14 protein-coding genes are annotated in these 15,613 nt (G+C 68.1%); 10 read left to right on the forward strand and 4 right to left on the reverse strand.

Translation table 11 applies throughout. The annotated features are described in order from the left end of the window. The first annotated feature begins 71 nt into the window (after positions 1 to 71). The 8 genes from AB0I35_RS02625 (at position 72) to AB0I35_RS02660 (ending at position 11,297) form a co-directional block, all read left to right on the forward strand. Positions 72 to 2,075, forward strand: coding sequence for an IniB N-terminal domain-containing protein (locus AB0I35_RS02625; RefSeq protein WP_357393700.1), 2,004 nt, complete (start codon positions 72 to 74; stop codon positions 2,073 to 2,075). Positions 2,076 to 2,092: 17 nt separating this feature from the next. Continuing rightward, a complete protein-coding gene (locus AB0I35_RS02630) occupies positions 2,093 to 3,931 on the forward strand; it encodes a dynamin family protein (RefSeq protein ID WP_357393702.1) in 1,839 nt (612 codons plus the stop codon). Between the two features lie 89 nt (positions 3,932 to 4,020). Next, complete coding sequence (locus AB0I35_RS02635; RefSeq protein ID WP_357394157.1) at positions 4,021 to 5,484, forward strand: dynamin family protein; 1,464 nt, start codon at positions 4,021 to 4,023, stop codon at positions 5,482 to 5,484. Between the two features lie 205 nt (positions 5,485 to 5,689). Continuing rightward, positions 5,690 to 7,537, forward strand: coding sequence for a molecular chaperone DnaK (gene dnaK / locus AB0I35_RS02640; RefSeq protein ID WP_357393704.1), 1,848 nt, complete (start codon positions 5,690 to 5,692; stop codon positions 7,535 to 7,537). Continuing rightward, complete coding sequence (gene grpE, locus AB0I35_RS02645) at positions 7,534 to 8,124, forward strand: nucleotide exchange factor GrpE (protein WP_357393706.1); 591 nt, start codon at positions 7,534 to 7,536, stop codon at positions 8,122 to 8,124. Before dnaK ends, grpE begins: the two co-directional genes overlap by 4 nt. Before the next feature lie 21 nt (positions 8,125 to 8,145). After that, entirely contained in the window at positions 8,146 to 9,321 is a 1,176-nt protein-coding gene (gene dnaJ / locus AB0I35_RS02650) for a molecular chaperone DnaJ (protein ID WP_357393708.1), read from the forward strand. Further along, the gene (locus AB0I35_RS02655; protein WP_357393710.1) at positions 9,321 to 9,719 is read left to right on the forward strand and encodes a helix-turn-helix transcriptional regulator; all 399 of its coding nucleotides are present in this window, start codon (positions 9,321 to 9,323) and stop codon (positions 9,717 to 9,719) included. The genes dnaJ and AB0I35_RS02655 overlap by 1 nt, the downstream gene beginning before the upstream one ends. Positions 9,720 to 10,127: 408 nt before the next feature. After that, positions 10,128 to 11,297 (forward strand): globin domain-containing protein, encoded by a 1,170-nt coding sequence (locus tag AB0I35_RS02660; protein WP_357393712.1) that lies wholly within the window; start codon positions 10,128 to 10,130, stop codon positions 11,295 to 11,297. 264 nt (positions 11,298 to 11,561) lie between these two features. On the opposite strand, the gene AB0I35_RS02665 is transcribed toward AB0I35_RS02660, so the two are convergent. The 4 genes from AB0I35_RS02665 to AB0I35_RS02680 all read right to left on the reverse strand — a co-directional run bounded on the left by AB0I35_RS02665 (position 11,562) and on the right by AB0I35_RS02680 (position 14,278). Then, positions 11,562 to 11,753, reverse strand: a complete 192-nt coding sequence (locus AB0I35_RS02665) for a DUF4279 domain-containing protein (RefSeq protein ID WP_357393714.1) — start codon at positions 11,751 to 11,753, stop codon at positions 11,562 to 11,564. Next, positions 11,746 to 12,504: an FAD-binding oxidoreductase gene (locus AB0I35_RS02670; RefSeq protein WP_357393716.1), complete on the reverse strand. Its 759-nt coding sequence runs from the start codon at positions 12,502 to 12,504 to the stop codon at positions 11,746 to 11,748. Before AB0I35_RS02670 ends, AB0I35_RS02665 begins: the two co-directional genes overlap by 8 nt. A 17-nt stretch (positions 12,505 to 12,521) precedes the next feature. Then, entirely contained in the window at positions 12,522 to 13,682 is a 1,161-nt protein-coding gene (locus tag AB0I35_RS02675) for an FAD-binding oxidoreductase (RefSeq protein ID WP_357393718.1), read from the reverse strand. Between the two features lie 158 nt (positions 13,683 to 13,840). Then, positions 13,841 to 14,278 carry a MarR family transcriptional regulator gene (locus tag AB0I35_RS02680; RefSeq protein WP_357393720.1) on the reverse strand — a complete coding sequence of 146 codons (438 nt, stop codon included), beginning with the start codon at positions 14,276 to 14,278 and terminating at the stop codon, positions 13,841 to 13,843. 68 nt (positions 14,279 to 14,346) lie between these two features. Here AB0I35_RS02680 and AB0I35_RS02685 point away from each other — a divergent pair, with 68 nt between their 5' ends. Beyond that, positions 14,347 to 14,973, forward strand: coding sequence for a maleylpyruvate isomerase family mycothiol-dependent enzyme (locus AB0I35_RS02685; RefSeq protein WP_357393722.1), 627 nt, complete (start codon positions 14,347 to 14,349; stop codon positions 14,971 to 14,973). A 105-nt stretch (positions 14,974 to 15,078) separates the two neighbouring features. Next, positions 15,079 to 15,603, forward strand: a complete 525-nt coding sequence (locus AB0I35_RS02690; protein ID WP_357150392.1) for a DUF3558 domain-containing protein — start codon at positions 15,079 to 15,081, stop codon at positions 15,601 to 15,603. Positions 15,604 to 15,613 lie beyond the last annotated feature (10 nt).

The following is a 15,613-nucleotide window of genomic DNA, read 5'->3' on the forward strand; positions in this document are numbered from 1 at the left end:
GTCTAGCGTGAAAGACATTCCAACGACAACAGATCGGGCACTCCGCCCACGATCTGGAGGAGCTGATCTCGATGACACCCAACGCGATTCTGGAGTTCATCCTCAATCTGCTGCGCGACCCGCAAGCGGCGGCGAGTTACTGCGCCGACCCGGCTGCCGCGCTGGCTCAGGCCTGCCTCGTCGAGGTGAGCCCGGAGGACATCTCTGCCGTCGCCCCCATGGTGGCGGAATCCGCGCTGGTCAGTGGCGGCTCCCAGCTGCAGGCCATCGTGGCTGCCGGCGCCGCCGCGACCACGAGCGCCGCGCTCGCTTCGACCGCCACCGCGGCCGCCGCCGTCACCGCGGCGACCGCCGTCGACGCCGACCTCGGCATCGACCTCGGCCTCGGCCTCGGCGCCACCGCTTCGGTCCTCGCCGACGCCGCGGCCCAGGTCGGCGCGGGTATCAACGCCGCCGTCTCGGCGGTCACCGACACCGACATCGACATCGACGGCGACGTCGGCCTCGGCCTCGAAGGGGCGATCGACGCCGCCGCAGGCCTCGGCCTGCAAGGTGCCTTGAACGGCGCCGTCGGCGCAGGAGCAGACCTCGCCGCGGGCCTGCAGACCTCTCTCAACGGCATCGTCGGCGCGGGCGCCGACCTCACGACCGGAATCGAAGGCGCGTTGAACGGCGCGCTCGGTGCGGGGGCCGGCCTGAGTGGTGCGCTGAATGGTGTAGTCGGCGCGGGTGGCGGCGTGGCGGCTGGTCTCGACGGTGCGCTGACCGGTGCCGTCGGCGCTGGGCTCAGCGGCGCGGTGGACGGTGTGGTCGGGGCCGGTAGCGATCTCGCCGGCAGTCTGGATGGCGGATTGACCGGTGCCGTGGGCGCCGGTGCGGCAGTGGGTGGCGCGTTGGGCGGCGTTGCCGGTGCGGTTGCCGGCGTGAACGGTGCTCTTGCGGGTGCCGCCGACGCCGGCGCGCAGATCGGGGCCGGGCTGGACGGTGCTGTGGCTGGTGCGGTCGGTGCCGGTGCGGGACTGGCCGCCGGGATCGACGGTGTGGTGGCGGGGACCGCTGGACTCACCTCCGAGATCGGAACCGGCCTGGGTGGACAGCTCAGTGGTGGGTTGGACGCGGGCCTGAGCGGTGCGACCACCGCTGCTGGAAGTCTCGGTGCCGGGCTGGGGGCTGCGGCGAATGCCGGGGCACAGGCTGCCGGTGGTCTCGGTGCCGCCGCGACCACCACGGCGATCACCGGGCTCGATGGTGCCGTCGGTGCGGGCGCGCAGATCGGGACCGGTCTGGAGACCGGCCTCGACGGTGTGGCGTCGTCGGGTACCGGTGTGATCGGTGGCCTGACCGGTGGTGCGAGTGGCGGTCTCGGTCTCGACGGGCTGCTCACCGGCGGCGGTAGCGCTTCGGCGGGCACCGGTCTCGACACGGCGCTGTCCGCTACGTCGGGTATCGACCTGACCACAGGTCTGCAGGGCGGCATAGACACCGGCGCGACCCTGGCGGGCTCGGCCACCTCGGGTGCCGCGACCGGTCTCGGCGCGACGCTGGAATCCGCCGCCGGGCTGAGCACCGTCGCGCAAGCCGGAGTGCACGGTCTCACCGAAACAGGGAGCGACCTCGCCGGTTCGGCGGTTGTCGGCGCCCAGGCCGGCCTCGGCGGTGCGGTCGATACCACCACCGGACTCACGGGCAGCGCAACTGGTGGCGCTCAGGCGGGCCTCGAGGCCGGCACGGGTCTCGAGACCGGTCTCGGCGGCGTCGCCGACGCGGGCCTGTCCGGCACCGTTGCGGGCGGTACGCAGCTCGCGGGCGATCTCGGCGCCACCGTCGAGGGCGCCGCCCAGGGCAGCACCGCCTTCGACGGGGCGACGACGGCCCAGGCCGAGAGCACGTTCGAGGCGACCTCTCAGGGCGCGGTGACCACCGCGGCCGACACCTGGTCCGCGGTCGACGTCTCGAGCGCGTTCGGTTCCGGATTGCACGGTTCGGGCCTCGGCGGTGAGGCATCGCTGTTCGGCGAGTCGAGTACTGTCGCCGAGACCGGTGCCGAAACGCACACCGACGGAATGTTCCACTGAGCGAAACGGGCGCGGCGATGTCGACTCTCGCACCGAATGCGGTGCCGCTGGCGACGGTGTTGGCCGACACCGTCGCCGCGGCTCGCGCCGCAGGCCGTGACGACCTGGTAGGGCGCTTGGAGCAGGCCGCCGATCGGGTGCGCGACCCGCGGCACCGGATCGTCGTCACCGGCCAGCTCGGTCAGGGCAAGAGCCGGTTCGTGAACGCGCTGCTCGGTCTCGATGTGTGCGCGGTCGGCGACGACACGACGACGCTGATCCCGCTGCAGCTGTCCTACGGTGCGCAGCAGCGGGCGTTCCTTGTGCTCAGCGCACCCGGCACGGACGAGACGCGGGTGCAGATCCCGTTCGACGAACTGGGCACCATCGATGCGCGCAACGCGCACGCCCGAGGCAGGCGGATCGTGCGCATCGAGGCCGAGCTCCCGAACCAACTGCTCGCCGACGGCATCGTCCTGATCGACACGCCTGGCGTCGGCGGTCACGGAAACGCCTGTGCCGCAGGCGTGCTCGGCATCGCCGCGGCCGCCGACGCGGTGCTGGTGCTGTCCGACGCCTCCACCGAGCTCACCGAACCCGAACTCACTTTCATCCGGCAGATCCGGGAACTGTGCCCCACTGTCGCGGTGCTGCTCACAAAGACCGACCTGTACCCGCACTGGCATCAGGTGCTCGGCGCCGATCGAAACCATCTGGCCCGTGCCGAAGCCGACGTCGCCCTGATCCCGGTCTCGGCACTACTGCGCGCGCACGCGCTGCGTCTACAGGACGCGCAGCTGGGCGCCGAGTCGGGATTCGGTGTGCTGTTCGGGTTTCTGCGCGACCGGGTCGTCGCCCGCGATCAAGCGGTCACCCGGCAGGCCGTCGCCCGCGAGTTGCATTCGGCAGCTGAACATCTGGCGTTGGCACTGGGCAGCGAATTGGTCGCCCTGCGCGACCCGGCGGCGGGCTCGGTCGCGGTGAACGAACTGCAATCGGCTCGCATCGCCGCCGCGGATCTGCAGCGGCGCACCGCGAGCTGGCAGCAGACACTCACCGACGGCATCACCGATCTCGTCGGCGATGTCGACCACGACCTGCGCGAACGTCTGCGCGGTATCGCCCGAACCGGCCAGGAGTGGATCGACGAGAACGACCCGGGCAGGCATTGGGGGGCGATCGCCGAATGGCTGTCGGAGTCCGTCGATACGGCCCTCGGCGAGAATCTGCTTCTCACCTATCGCAGGGCCGAACTGCTCGCCGAACGCATCGCGGACCATTTCAGAGAGGTCGGCGCCGTCGAGCTGCCTGAGATGCACGCCGACATCGACGACGAGAGCAGCCTGGCCGGCTCGGGGTCGCTGGCAGATCTCGAGCCGGACATCGGCTTCACCAGCAAGATCCTGGTCGGCATGCGCGGTTCCTACGGCGGCGTACTGATGATCGGGCTGGCCACGACGTTCGCGGGTCTGGCGATGCTGAACCCGATCTCGCTCGGCGCCGGCCTGATCGTCGGCGGCAAGGCGTACCGAGACGACAAGACCGCTCGCCTCGCGCGCCGGCGGATCGAGGCCAACGCTGAGGTCCGCCGCTTTCTCGACGATGTGGCGTTCCAGGCGGGCAAGGACACCAAAGATCGTCTGCACCGCATTCACCGCGTCCTGCGCGACCATTTCGCCGGGGTGGCCGAGCGCAGCCTGCGTTCGATAGATGCCTCCCTGCGGGCGGCACAGGACGCGGCGACGACGGCCGCCGCGCACCGCGCCGAGCGCGCCGTAATCCTCGAGCGTCAATTGAACGCGGTCGCCGAGTTGCGCCGCTACGCCGATTCGATGCAAACCGAGCTGGAACGGGCCGGCGGTACGGTATCCGGGTGACCCACCGTTTCGACACCGCCGCGTCCGGTGGCCGGACCGCGCCGAGAATCTTGGCCGAGGCGCATGAGCTGGTCGGTACGGCGGCGCGGGTGTTCGGCCGGGACGAATACGCGCGCAGCCTACTGGCCGAATGCGAGTACCGCTTGCGTCAGCCGCTGCGCGTCGCGCTGGCCGGCTCGATCAAGGCGGGCAAGTCGACCCTGCTCAATGCGCTCGTCGGCCAGGCCGTCGCTCCGACCGACGCGACCGAGTGCACGCGCGTGGTGACCTGGTATCGCGACAGCGCTACTCCCACTGTCACCGCGCACGCCGCCGATGGTGCTCGAGCGAACGTGATCGTGCGACGTGGGAGCGGCGCGCACGGCCTCACCTTCGACCTGAGTGCCTTGGACTGGGATTCCCACGGCACTCACGAGGTCGACCACCTCGAGGTCGGCTGGCCGTCGGCCGCGCTGGCCCACACCACGATCATCGATACTCCGGGCACATCGTCGCTCTCGCGTGAGGTATCGATGCGCACCGCGCGGCTGCTCACACCCGACGAGTCAGCGGGCGACCGACGCGGGTCCGCAGTGGTGGCTCCCGGTGCGGACGCCGTTGTCTATCTGCTGCGCCGTCTCGATGCCACCGACGTCCGATTCCTCGAGCGGATCGGTGCTGGGGCGGGAGGCGGCGGTCCGCTCGGGGTGATCGGTGTGGTCTCGCGCGCGGACGAGATCGGTGCGGGACGCATCGATGCCCTGCATTCCGCGCGCGATATCGCGGCCCGGTTCGCCGGTGAGCTGGAACGAACCGGGTTGTGTCAGGAGGTGATTCCGGTGGCGGGTCTGCTCGCGTTCGCCGCGTCGACCCTGCGTCAGCCCGAGTTCGCGGCGTTCGAAGCGCTGTCGAGGGTGCCCGCCGAGGATCTCGCGGTTGCGTTGCTTTCCGCGGACCGCTTCGCTCGCGCCGATATCGCCCTGCCGGTGCGTCCCGAACTGCGTGCCCAGCTGGTGGATCGCTTCGGCCTGTTCGGTATTCGTATGGCAACCATGCTGATTCGGCTCGGCGTGCGCGACTCCGCCGCACTGGCAGCGGAATTGGCCGCACGCAGCGGCATCGATGACCTGCGGTCGGTGCTCGAGATCCAATTCGGTCAGCGCGCCGAGGAATTGAAGGTGCATTCGGCGCTGAGCGCACTCAACCGAATCCTCACCGCCTACCCCGGCACCGAGGCCGACCGGCTGCTACCCCGGGTCCGGGCCCGCCTCGCCGACGTGCACGGCTTCACCGAGTTACGCCTCCTCGGCCGTCTCCGCGCCGATGAACTCCCGCTCCCGGCCCCGTTGCTGAGCGAGCTGCACCGCCTCCTCGGCGGCGCGGGTGTAGCTCCGCACATCCGCCTCGGCCTGCCCGCTGACGTCGACCCGCGGATCCTGCGCACCACGGCTGTCACCGCCGTCCGCACCTGGCGCACCCGAGCCGCCCACCCCTTGGCCGATCAGGCCACCGCCGTCGCCTGTCGGGCCGCAGCCCGCAGTGCCGAGGGAATTCTCGCCGACCTCTCCCGCTGACCCACACCGTCCTCCTTCGCAAGCGCGGGGAAATTTTCTCAGGTGGCGGGAATGAATCGCCGCAGCTGTCGGTTGTGCAGATCAACGATGTTGAGCGCATGTCACTCAAGTTCGGGTTGACGCCCGGCGGAGCCGACAGGCAGGATTGAGCGCATCACGCTCAGCGTTGCTGGGAGTTGTCGTCAATTATCAGGAGGAACCCACTATGGCTCGTGCGGTCGGAATCGACCTCGGGACCACGAACTCTGTCGTCTCCGTGCTGGAAGGCGGCGAGCCGGTCGTCGTCGCGAACTCGGAGGGCTCGCGCACCACGCCGTCGATCGTCGCGTTCGCGAAGAACGGTGAGGTTCTCGTCGGTCAGCCTGCCAAGAACCAGGCCGTCACCAACGTCGACCGCACCATCCGCTCGGTCAAGCGCCACATCGGCACCGACTGGACCGTGGAGATCGACGGCAAGAAGTACACCCCGCAGGAAATCTCCGCGCGCACGCTGATGAAGCTCAAGCGCGACGCCGAGGCCTACCTCGGTGAGGAGATCACCGACGCGGTCATCACCGTCCCGGCCTACTTCGAGGACGCCCAGCGTCAGGCCACCAAGGAAGCCGGTCAGATCGCCGGTCTGAACGTGCTGCGCATCGTCAACGAGCCCACCGCGGCCGCGCTGGCATACGGCCTGGACAAGGGCGACAAAGAGCAGACCATCCTGGTCTTCGACCTCGGTGGCGGCACCTTCGACGTCTCGCTGCTGGAAATCGGCGAGGGCGTCGTCGAGGTCCGTGCCACCTCCGGTGACAACCACCTCGGTGGTGACGACTGGGACGAGCGCATCGTCAACTGGCTCGTCGACAAGTTCAAGGCCAGCTCGGGCATCGACCTGACCAAGGACAAGATGGCCATGCAGCGTCTGCGTGAGGCCGCCGAGAAGGCGAAGATCGAGCTGTCCTCCAGCCAGAGCACCTCGATCAACCTGCCCTACATCACCGTCGACGCGGACAAGAACCCGCTGTTCCTCGACGAGCAGCTCACCCGCGCCGAGTTCCAGAAGATCACCTCCGATCTGCTGGATCGCACCCGCGCGCCGTTCCAGTCCGTCATCAAGGACGCCGGCATCAACGTGGCCGACATCGACCATGTCGTGCTGGTCGGTGGCTCCACCCGTATGCCCGCCGTCTCCGACCTGGTCAAGGAACTGACCGGTGGCCGTGAGCCGAACAAGGGCGTGAACCCGGACGAGGTCGTCGCCGTCGGCGCCGCCCTGCAGGCCGGTGTGCTCAAGGGTGAGGTCAAGGACGTCCTGCTGCTCGATGTGACCCCGCTGTCGCTGGGTATCGAGACCAAGGGTGGCGTGATGACCAAGCTCATCGAGCGCAACACCACCATCCCGACCAAGCGCTCGGAGACCTTCACCACCGCCGACGACAACCAGCCGTCGGTGCAGATCCAGGTGTTCCAGGGTGAGCGCGAGATCGCCTCGCACAACAAGCTGCTCGGCTCCTTCGAGCTGACCGGCCTGCCCCCGGCCCCGCGCGGCGTGCCGCAGATCGAGGTCACCTTCGACATCGACGCGAACGGCATCGTCCACGTCACCGCGAAGGACAAGGGCACCGGCAAGGAGAACAAGATCAAGATCCAGGACGGCTCCGGCCTGTCCAAGGAAGAGATCGACCGGATGGTCAAGGACGCCGAGGCGCACGCCGCCGAGGACAAGGCCCGCCGCGAGGAGGCCGAGACCCGCAACCAGGCCGAGTCGCTGGTGCACCAGACCGAGAAGTTCATCAAGGACAACGAGGACAAGGTCCCGGCCGACACCAAGTCGAAGGTCGAAGAGGCCATCGCCGACGCCAAGAAGGCGCTCGAGGGCACTGATATCGCCGCAGTGAAGTCGGCGGTGGAGAAGCTGGCCACCGAGTCGCAGGCCCTGGGCCAGGCGCTCTACGAGGCCGGTGCCGCCGAAGGCCAGTCCGCTGACGGTGCGGGCCCGAACACCGCGGCCGACGACCAGGTCGTCGATGCCGAGGTCGTGGACGAGCCGGTTGATACGGAGAAGAAGTGACCGAGGCCAACTCCGAACAGGAATTGATCGAGGAGACCGCCGCCGAAGCCCCCGAGGCCGACGCGGCACCGGATCAGGACTCCGCCCCCGAGGTGGAGTCCGCCCCGGAACCCGAGGTCGAGGCAGCCCCGGCGAGCGACGAGCTCGCCGAGCGCACCGCCGACCTGCAGCGGTTGACCGCGGAGTACGCGAACTACCGCCGCCGGGTCGAGCGCGATCGCCAGGCCAATATCGACGCGGCCAAGGCGAGCGTGGTCACCGAATTGCTCGGTGTGCTCGACGATCTGGACCGCGCCAGGGCGCACGGCGACCTGGATTCCGGCCCGTTGAAGTCGGTCGCCGACAAGCTCGAGACCGCGCTCACCAAGCAGGGTCTGGTCGAATTCGGCGCCGTCGGTGACCCGTTCGACCCGACGTTGCACGAGGCCGTGCAGCACGAGGGTTCGGGTTCGGAGCCGGTGATCGGCGTGGTCATGCGCAAGGGCTATCGGTTCGGCGATCGGGTGCTTCGGCACGCGATGGTCGGGGTAACCGATCCCGAGACCGTGGGGGCATCGGATTCGGATGCCGACGCCGATAACGAATAGCGTGAGAGGAGGAGATGCCCGGTGAGTCAACGGGAGTGGATCGAGAAGGACTTCTACAAGGAGCTGGGTGTCTCCTCCGGCGCGTCGCAGGACGAGATCAAGAAGGCCTACCGCAAGCTCGCGCGTGACCTGCACCCGGACTCCAACCCGGGTGACACGAAGGCCGAGGAGCGGTTCAAGGCTGTCAGCGAAGCGAACGCGGTGCTGTCGGATCCGGCCAAGCGCAAGGAGTACGACGAGACGCGGCGCCTGTTCGCCGGCGGTGGTGGGCGCGGCTACGGCGGCGGCTTCACTCCCGGTGCGGGCGGCGGGTTCTCGCAGGAGTTCAACCTGGGCGACATCTTCGGCCAGCCCGGCGCTGCCGGTGCAGGCGACGGTGGCCTCGGCGACTTGCTCGGCGGCCTGTTCAACCGGGGCGGGCGCGCGTCGAGCCGTCCGCGCCGTGGTGCCGATGTGGAAACCGAGACCACGCTGGGCTTCCGTGAGGCGGCCCAGGGTGTCACCGTTCCGCTGCGGATGACGAGCCCGTCACCGTGCACCACGTGTCACGGCAGCGGCGCCAAGCCGGGCACCAGCCCGCGCGTGTGCCCGCATTGCAACGGCGCGGGTGTGGTGAGCCGCAATCAGGGCGCGTTCGGTTTCAGCGAACCGTGCGACGACTGCCGCGGTACCGGCTCGATCATCGACGACCCGTGCACCGATTGCGCGGGCACCGGCATCCAGAACCGCACCCGCACCATCACCGTCCGCATCCCTCCGGGTGTCAGCGACGGGCAGAAGATCCGGCTCGCCGGTCAGGGTGAGGCGGGCCTGCGCGGCGCGCCGTCGGGTGACCTGTATGTCACGGTGCACGTGAGCCAGGACAAGGTCTTCGGCCGTCAGGGCGACGACCTCACCCTGGTGCTGCCGGTGAGCTACGCCGAATTGGTGCTCGGGACAACCGTTTCGGTGCCCACGCTGGACGGCCGGGTCGGTGTGAAGGTGCCCCCGGGTACCGCCGACGGGCGTATCCTGCGGGTACGTGGCCGGGGTGTGCCCAAGCGCGGTCCGGCCGGTGGTGCAGGTGACCTGCTGGTGACGGTGAAGGTCGCGGTTCCGCAGGCTCTCGATGCCGAGGCGACCGAGGCCCTGAAGCGGTACCAGGAGGCGGAGAAGGCGAGCGGTTTCGATCCGCGTGCAGGATGGGCAGGTGCGTGATGTCCGATAGTCCGAAGTCTGCGTCGGGTTCCTCGCGTGCCGAGTTCTTCATGATCTCGGTGGCGGCTCAGTTGGCGGGGATGCACGCGCAGACGTTGCGTACCTACGACCGGCTGGGTTTGGTCACCCCGCAACGTACTTCGGGTGGGGGACGCCGTTACTCGGCTCGCGATGTGGAGCTGTTGCGTGAAGTGCAGCGGCTGTCGCAGGACGAGGGCGTCAACCTGGCGGGCATCAAACGCATCATCGAGCTCACCAATCAGGTGGAGGCTCTGCAGCAGCGGGTGGATGAGATGAGCGCGGAGCTGGAGCGGTTGCGGGCTGGTTACCGGCCCGATCTGTCTCCGCCGCAACGCAGTACCGCGCTCGTGGTGTGGCAGCCACGTCATCGCCGCTGAGGCACTCGTTACGCCGAGCCCCCGGTTCGCTTGTCCGCCACGGCGGTCGCGGATCGGGGGCTCTGTCGTGTGCTGGTCAATCCCCGGCGATCGGCTGGTGACTATCCAGCAACTCCTTTATTTTCGATCTTGCCGTCCGGAAGTAGTAGCGCGCGGCGAGGACGTCCGAATTCCGGGCCCAATCGGTCACGTCCACGCCTCATTCACGGGCTCTAGGTCTGTTTCTTTGGCGCGCCACCGGGTCTGTATCCAGTTTTGTCAGAATTACATGCGTGATGTTTAAGAGTACGATTCCTAAGCTGGCAAACCTCGCCTAGACTTCTCGCATCGGCTGCTGACGAGTGTCCTCCCAGCCCGTCACTCGCCGGCGCGACAAGCGTTCGATGGCGAAACGAGGTTGTGACACATATGGATTCGCGGACTGTCGCTTTGATCCGTACCACGTTCAAGGCGGTTGCTGCGGAAGAGGGTGGGTCCGAGACGCTGGCGAGGTCGTTCTACTCGATCCTGTTCACGGACTACCCCGGTGTCCGTGATTTCTTCCCAGCCGCCATGGATGCCCAGCGCGACCGTCTCGTCCACGCCATCTCCTACGCGCTGGACCGGCTCGAGGAACCCGACAAGCTGTTGCCGTTCCTCGCTCAGCTCGGCCGCGACCATCGCAAGTACGGCGTGCAACCGGCGCACTATGTGGCGGTGGCCAATTCGCTGAAGTCGGCGATCCGCGCGTGTGTGGGCGACGAGATGTGGACCGACGAGGTCGCCGCCGCCTGGGACGAGGGCTTGGCCAATATCAGCGGCGCGATGATCGGTGCCGCCGACAAGGAAACCAGTCCCGCCGCGTGGACCGCCACCGTCGTCGAGTGCCGCGAAGTGTTGCGCAACCTGTCGATCGTCCGGGTCCAGCTCGAACATCCGATGGAGTACGCCGCAGGCCAGTACCTCAGTGTGCAGGTGCCCTCGCGCCCGCGTATGTGGCGTTACCTGTCACCCGCCAATCCCGCGAACAGCAACGGCGAGATCGAATTCCACATCCGCAGTGTGCTCGGCGGCTGGGTGAGTCCGGCGATCGTGTCGCACACCACCGTCGGTGACCAGTGGTTACTCGGCGCCCCCCTCGGCGGTCTCGGTGTGCCGCGCAACACCAAGCGCAAGATGCTGATGATCGGTTGCGGCACCGGCATCGCCCCCTTGCGCGCCCAGATCATGGCGATGGCTCAGCGCCGGGTGAACCCGAAGGTCCACCTGTTCGTCGGCGGCCACCACCCGTGCGACCTCTACGACCTCCAGGTCCTGAGCCAACTGGCCGTCGCCAACAAGTGGCTCACCGTCACCCCCGTCACCGAACACGAAGAAAACCCCTGGTGGTACTACGATTCCGGCGAACCCCAGGTCGAACTTCCCGGCCTGGAACCTCGCATGACGGGCCAGATCGGCAAGGTAGTAGCCGCCTTCGGCCCCTGGGCCGACCGCGACGTCCAAATAGTCGGCTCCCCCTCCATGGTCCAAACCACCAAATTCCGCCTCATGGCCGCAGGCACCCAAGCCAAGTCCATCCGCCACGATCCCTTGTTCTGAGCCCGACCCCGATCAGCTGGCATCATCGTCGCTGCGTGCGTGCTCGTCGACCGAATCGACCGCCGCCACGAACTAGCCGTCCAATCCGATCTGTCCGGCCCACCGAAACCTCAGCGTCGCAGTCGATAGCGCGATGACCAGCCAGCCTTGCCCGTCGACCCCGACGGTCAGGTACCCGGACACCTCCCGTGCCGAAAGAACATGCCGCAGTCGGTCGCTGATCCGGGCGAGCTCGTCGACAACACGGTCCACCTGCTCGCCGACCTACTCGGTGCCGGTAGACAATCCGAGCACCCAGCCATCGGACTTCCGAGGCAGTTTGGGTGCGGGTCCCGTCTGCCCGGCACGCCAGTGAGCGGTCGGTGCGAGACCCAGCGCCGCAGTCACCTCAGCCGGGTCGAAAGCGCCAGTCAACCGCAGCGAAACGGCGATTCGTAGGTGTTGATGCTCAAGCACCCTCGGTAGTGATATTGACTGGGGGAGTGCCGCCGGCGATGAGGCGGTCGGTGGTGGTGGCGACCATGGCGGGGGAGCCGCAGATCAACACCTGGTGCCGGGCGAAAGGGCCGTGGGCGGCGGCTACGTCGGCCAGTGTGCCGTGCAGCATTCCCGAGGGGGCGAAACCGATATCGACGCGGGTCTGTTCGTGCCATTCATCGCGAATCGGCGGGTCGTCGGGGCTTTCGACCACGGGAATCACCGTGAGCCAGGGCAATTCACCCGACAGCAGGTACAGCATGTCGGCGGCGTAGAGGTCGCGTGGGCTGCGGCCGCCGAAGAAAAGGTAGGTGCGTGGCGGGTTTTCGCGGCGGGCCAGGTCGAGGATCTGGGCGCGCATCGGCGCCAGTCCGGTGCCGCCCGCGATCATCACCACTTCGGTCGCGTCGGGGTCGACGGCGAACACGGTGTGCGGTGCGTTGATTCGCCATTGATCGCCCGGCTGGGTGTCGGCCACGATCGACCCCGAGCACCACCCGCCCGGCACCGTCCGCACGTGGAATTCGAGTTTGCCGTCCAGCGAGGGCGGCAGCGCGGGCGACAACCGTCGCCGCACCCCCGGATGCTGCGGCACCTCCACCTCCACCGACCCGCCCGCGGCGAACGGGACGAAGTCACCGATCAACCGGATCACGGCCAGATCGTTGCGCAGCCGATGATGACCGACAACAGTCGCGGTCCAGGCCGGGTGGGGAAACTCGGTGCTCATCAGTCACTTTCGCGCGGTCAGCCGACGGGATCGGCCGCGATGATATCGGTCGGGGTGCCCGCCCGGATGAGGGCGCGACGGGTGTCGTCGATCATCTTGGCGGATCCGGCTATCTGGATCTGCCGATCGGCCCAGGCGCCGAAACTGGTGACCACCGCTCCGAGGTTGCCGGTGAGCCTGCGGTGCATGCCCGGCGGCGGTTCCGACGGGGTGGGCGGATACCACCACGGGTTGTCGGGCTCCTCGCACACCGGCACGATCGTGAGCCACGGATTCGATTGCGACAGTTGCCACATGTTGTTCACGTCGTACAGGTCGCCGGGGAAGCGTCCGCCGATGAAGAAGTGCACGCGCGGGTTGATGCCGCGCTGACTCATCTCGATCAGCTGCGCGCGCAGCGGCGCGATCCCGGTGCCCGAGCCGATCATCAGCACGTCGCGCCCGGATTCGCGGTCCACCTGCAGCCCGCCGAGCGGTCCGGCGATCTTCCACCGGTCGCCCACTTTGGTGTCGTTCACGATGGCCGGGCTCACCCAGCCGCCGCTCACCCGCCGCACATGGAATTCGATCTCGCCGTAGGGGTTGGCGGGGATGGCGGGCGAGAGGTAACGCCACATGTTCGGCCGCTGCGGCACCGCGATCGGCACATACTGGCCCGCCTTGAACGGGATCGGGCTGTCGGCCTGCAGCCGCACGATCGCCAGATCGTCGAGCACCCGGCGATGACCGACCACCGTCGCGTCCCAGTACGGCTGCGACTTGTCCTGGTTGGCGCCGATCGCCATGGCCGCCGAGATCACGATGGTGACATCGCGCCAGCCCTCGTCGAGTTCCCGGTTCCAGCGGTTGCCGTGGTAGGTGCGCAGCGCACCGAGCAACGCGAGCCCCGCCATGTCGTAGTGATCGGCCTCGACCCCGTACTTGCGGTGGTCGCGCGCCAATTGCTCGAGGAACCGCTGAGCGCGGTCGAAGTCGTCGAGATGCTCGAGGACGAACTGCACCGCCGTGGTCAGCCGTTTGGGCTGCATGTCCATGGTCGGCGGAAAGAGATCACGCAATCTTGGGTCCTGTGCGAACAGGTGCCCGTAAAAAGCCCTGGTCAGCCGCTCGGGGCCGCCCGGTGCCTCCATCACTCCGCGAAAATCGGCGCGGACCAGCGCAAGCGAACGCGCATCCACGTCGTCAAGCTCCCTTTCCTAGAATTGTTGCCCGGTGGCCCCGCCCCCACGGCGGGCGCCGTCTCAAGTATCCCCCGAAAACGCCAGCTCGGTGCAGGGATGCTCATCACGCCTCGCGGATCGTATGCCCAGCGCTGCCGCGCGTCCGCGAGTTCGCGTCATCGATATGGGTCGGTGATCTTCCGTAGTTCCTCGAGCGCCCCGCGCAGGGCGGTCGACCGTCGTGGCCCGAGGTGGGCGAGCCACTCCGATTCCACCTGGCCCGCCGCCTGATTCGCGACCTCGACGGCCCGTGCCCCCTTGTCCGACAGCCGCAGCAGGCGCGCGCGGCCGTCGCTGGGGTCGGGTTCGCGTCGCAGGTATCCGGCGCGCACCAGCTGGTCGACGAGCACCCCCGCGGTCTGCTTGGTGACCTGCGCCTGGGCGGCCAAGTCGGTCAACCGCGACCCGTCCGGCCCGATCCTCGCGACCAGTCGCGCCTGGGCCTGGGTCAGGTCGTCGAAGCCGCCCTCGCTCAGTGCGTCGAGCACCCGCCGCTCCATCTCCCGGTACGGGATGAAGAGCAGGACTCCGAGGTTGAGCTCGTCAGCGGGCATGACACTCCTTGATTCGGTCAGTAACACTGACTATATTAGTCAGAAAGGCTGACTACAAGGAGCCGAGCATGGACCCCGATCAGTACTGGCGAACCATCATCGATCAGCGCCGCGCCATCGCCGGGCTCCTGGCCGAGCTCACTCCGGCCGAACTCGACGCCCCTTCGCTGTGCGCGGGCTGGCGCGTCCGCGATGTCGCCGCGCACGTCGCGCTGGCACCCCAGCCACCCGGCCCGCTCGCCATGCTGCGCGAGGCCGCCCGCGCCCACGGCAGCTTCCACCGCCTCAACCACGACCTGGCCGTCCGCTACGCCGACACCACCCCCGACCTCGCCACCGCACTCACGAGCCTGGCCGATTCCCGCGACCTGCCCGTGGTCACCAACCACCGCAACATCCACTTCGACGTGATCGTCCACGCCCAGGACATCGCCCGCCCGCTCGCGCGCACGATCGAAATCGACGCGCAGGCGTGCGTGGTTGCCGCACAGCGTGTCTGGACGATGGGGTGGCCGTTCTGGGCCCGCCGCCGGCTACGCGGTGTGTCCCTCGTGGCCGACGACTCCGCATGGGCCGTTGGTAGCGGTCCCGAAATCCGGGGCTCCACGTTGGATCTGCTCCTACTTCTCACCGGAAGGCCGAGCGTTTTACCCGCCCTGACGGGTGCGGGCGTGGAGTCGCTGACCACACGATGAGCGACCGGCTGCTACCGGTTTGCCCGCCGCTCGGACCCGGTTCCGTGTCCGAAGCCCGTGCTAATCTCCCTGGTCAAAGCAGTGGACCGGCGAGAAGGGGTGGGGATGAAACGGGCGGGGATCGCGCTAGTGCTCGCAGGTCTGGCGGTTGTCGGGGCAGCCGGATGCGAGGAGGGGAAGTCGACGTCTTCGGGGACGACTACGACGGCCAAGCCGGTGTTGTGGAATCCGTGTACGGAGATTCCTGATGCGTTGTTGACGGAAGTCGGGGTCGACCCGGCGACCGAGGAAAAAGGCGTTGGCGGTGTTCCGCAATCGGGCTGGGAGATCTGTGCGTGGGATGCGCGCGAGTTCTCGCTCACCGTGTACACGACGAACAAGACGGTTGATCAGTTCGAACAGAAACCTGGCAACGTCGACTTTCGGGACGTAACCATCGCAGGCCGTTCGGGTCGTGAGTTCAAGGTCAGCGGTGCATCGAAGGACCTCGGCTGCGATGTGGTCTTTCCCGCGCAGCTCGGCGTCGTCCAGTTGCAGATCCTCAATTCGCCCCTCGAGTCCGGCCTCGACGACCCCTGCGAGTACTTGGCCCGCGCGGGCGAAGTGCTGGTTCCGATCTTTCCGAGCTGACCGGGGAGGG

The organism is Nocardia sp. NPDC050378 (genome assembly GCF_040655675.1).
Classification (GTDB): domain Bacteria; phylum Actinomycetota; class Actinomycetes; order Mycobacteriales; family Mycobacteriaceae; genus Nocardia; species Nocardia coubleae.

Bases quoted from the DNA above. Each gene is read 5' to 3' on its own strand.
- AB0I35_RS02625 (WP_357393700.1), top strand. From the start codon at position 72: ATGACACCCAACGCGATTCTGGAGTTCATCCTCAATCTGCTGCGCGAC.
- AB0I35_RS02660 (WP_357393712.1), top strand. From the start codon at position 10,128: ATGGATTCGCGGACTGTCGCTTTGATCCGTACCACGTTCAAGGCGGTT.
- AB0I35_RS02680 (WP_357393720.1), bottom strand. From the start codon at position 14,278: ATGCCCGCTGACGAGCTCAACCTCGGAGTCCTGCTCTTCATCCCGTAC.
- dnaK (WP_357393704.1), top strand. From the start codon at position 5,690: ATGGCTCGTGCGGTCGGAATCGACCTCGGGACCACGAACTCTGTCGTC.
- AB0I35_RS02670 (WP_357393716.1), bottom strand. From the start codon at position 12,504: ATGAGCACCGAGTTTCCCCACCCGGCCTGGACCGCGACTGTTGTCGGT.
- AB0I35_RS02685 (WP_357393722.1), top strand. From the start codon at position 14,347: ATGGACCCCGATCAGTACTGGCGAACCATCATCGATCAGCGCCGCGCC.
- AB0I35_RS02690 (WP_357150392.1), top strand. From the start codon at position 15,079: ATGAAACGGGCGGGGATCGCGCTAGTGCTCGCAGGTCTGGCGGTTGTC.
- AB0I35_RS02630 (WP_357393702.1), top strand. From the start codon at position 2,093: ATGTCGACTCTCGCACCGAATGCGGTGCCGCTGGCGACGGTGTTGGCC.
- AB0I35_RS02655 (WP_357393710.1), top strand. From the start codon at position 9,321: ATGTCCGATAGTCCGAAGTCTGCGTCGGGTTCCTCGCGTGCCGAGTTC.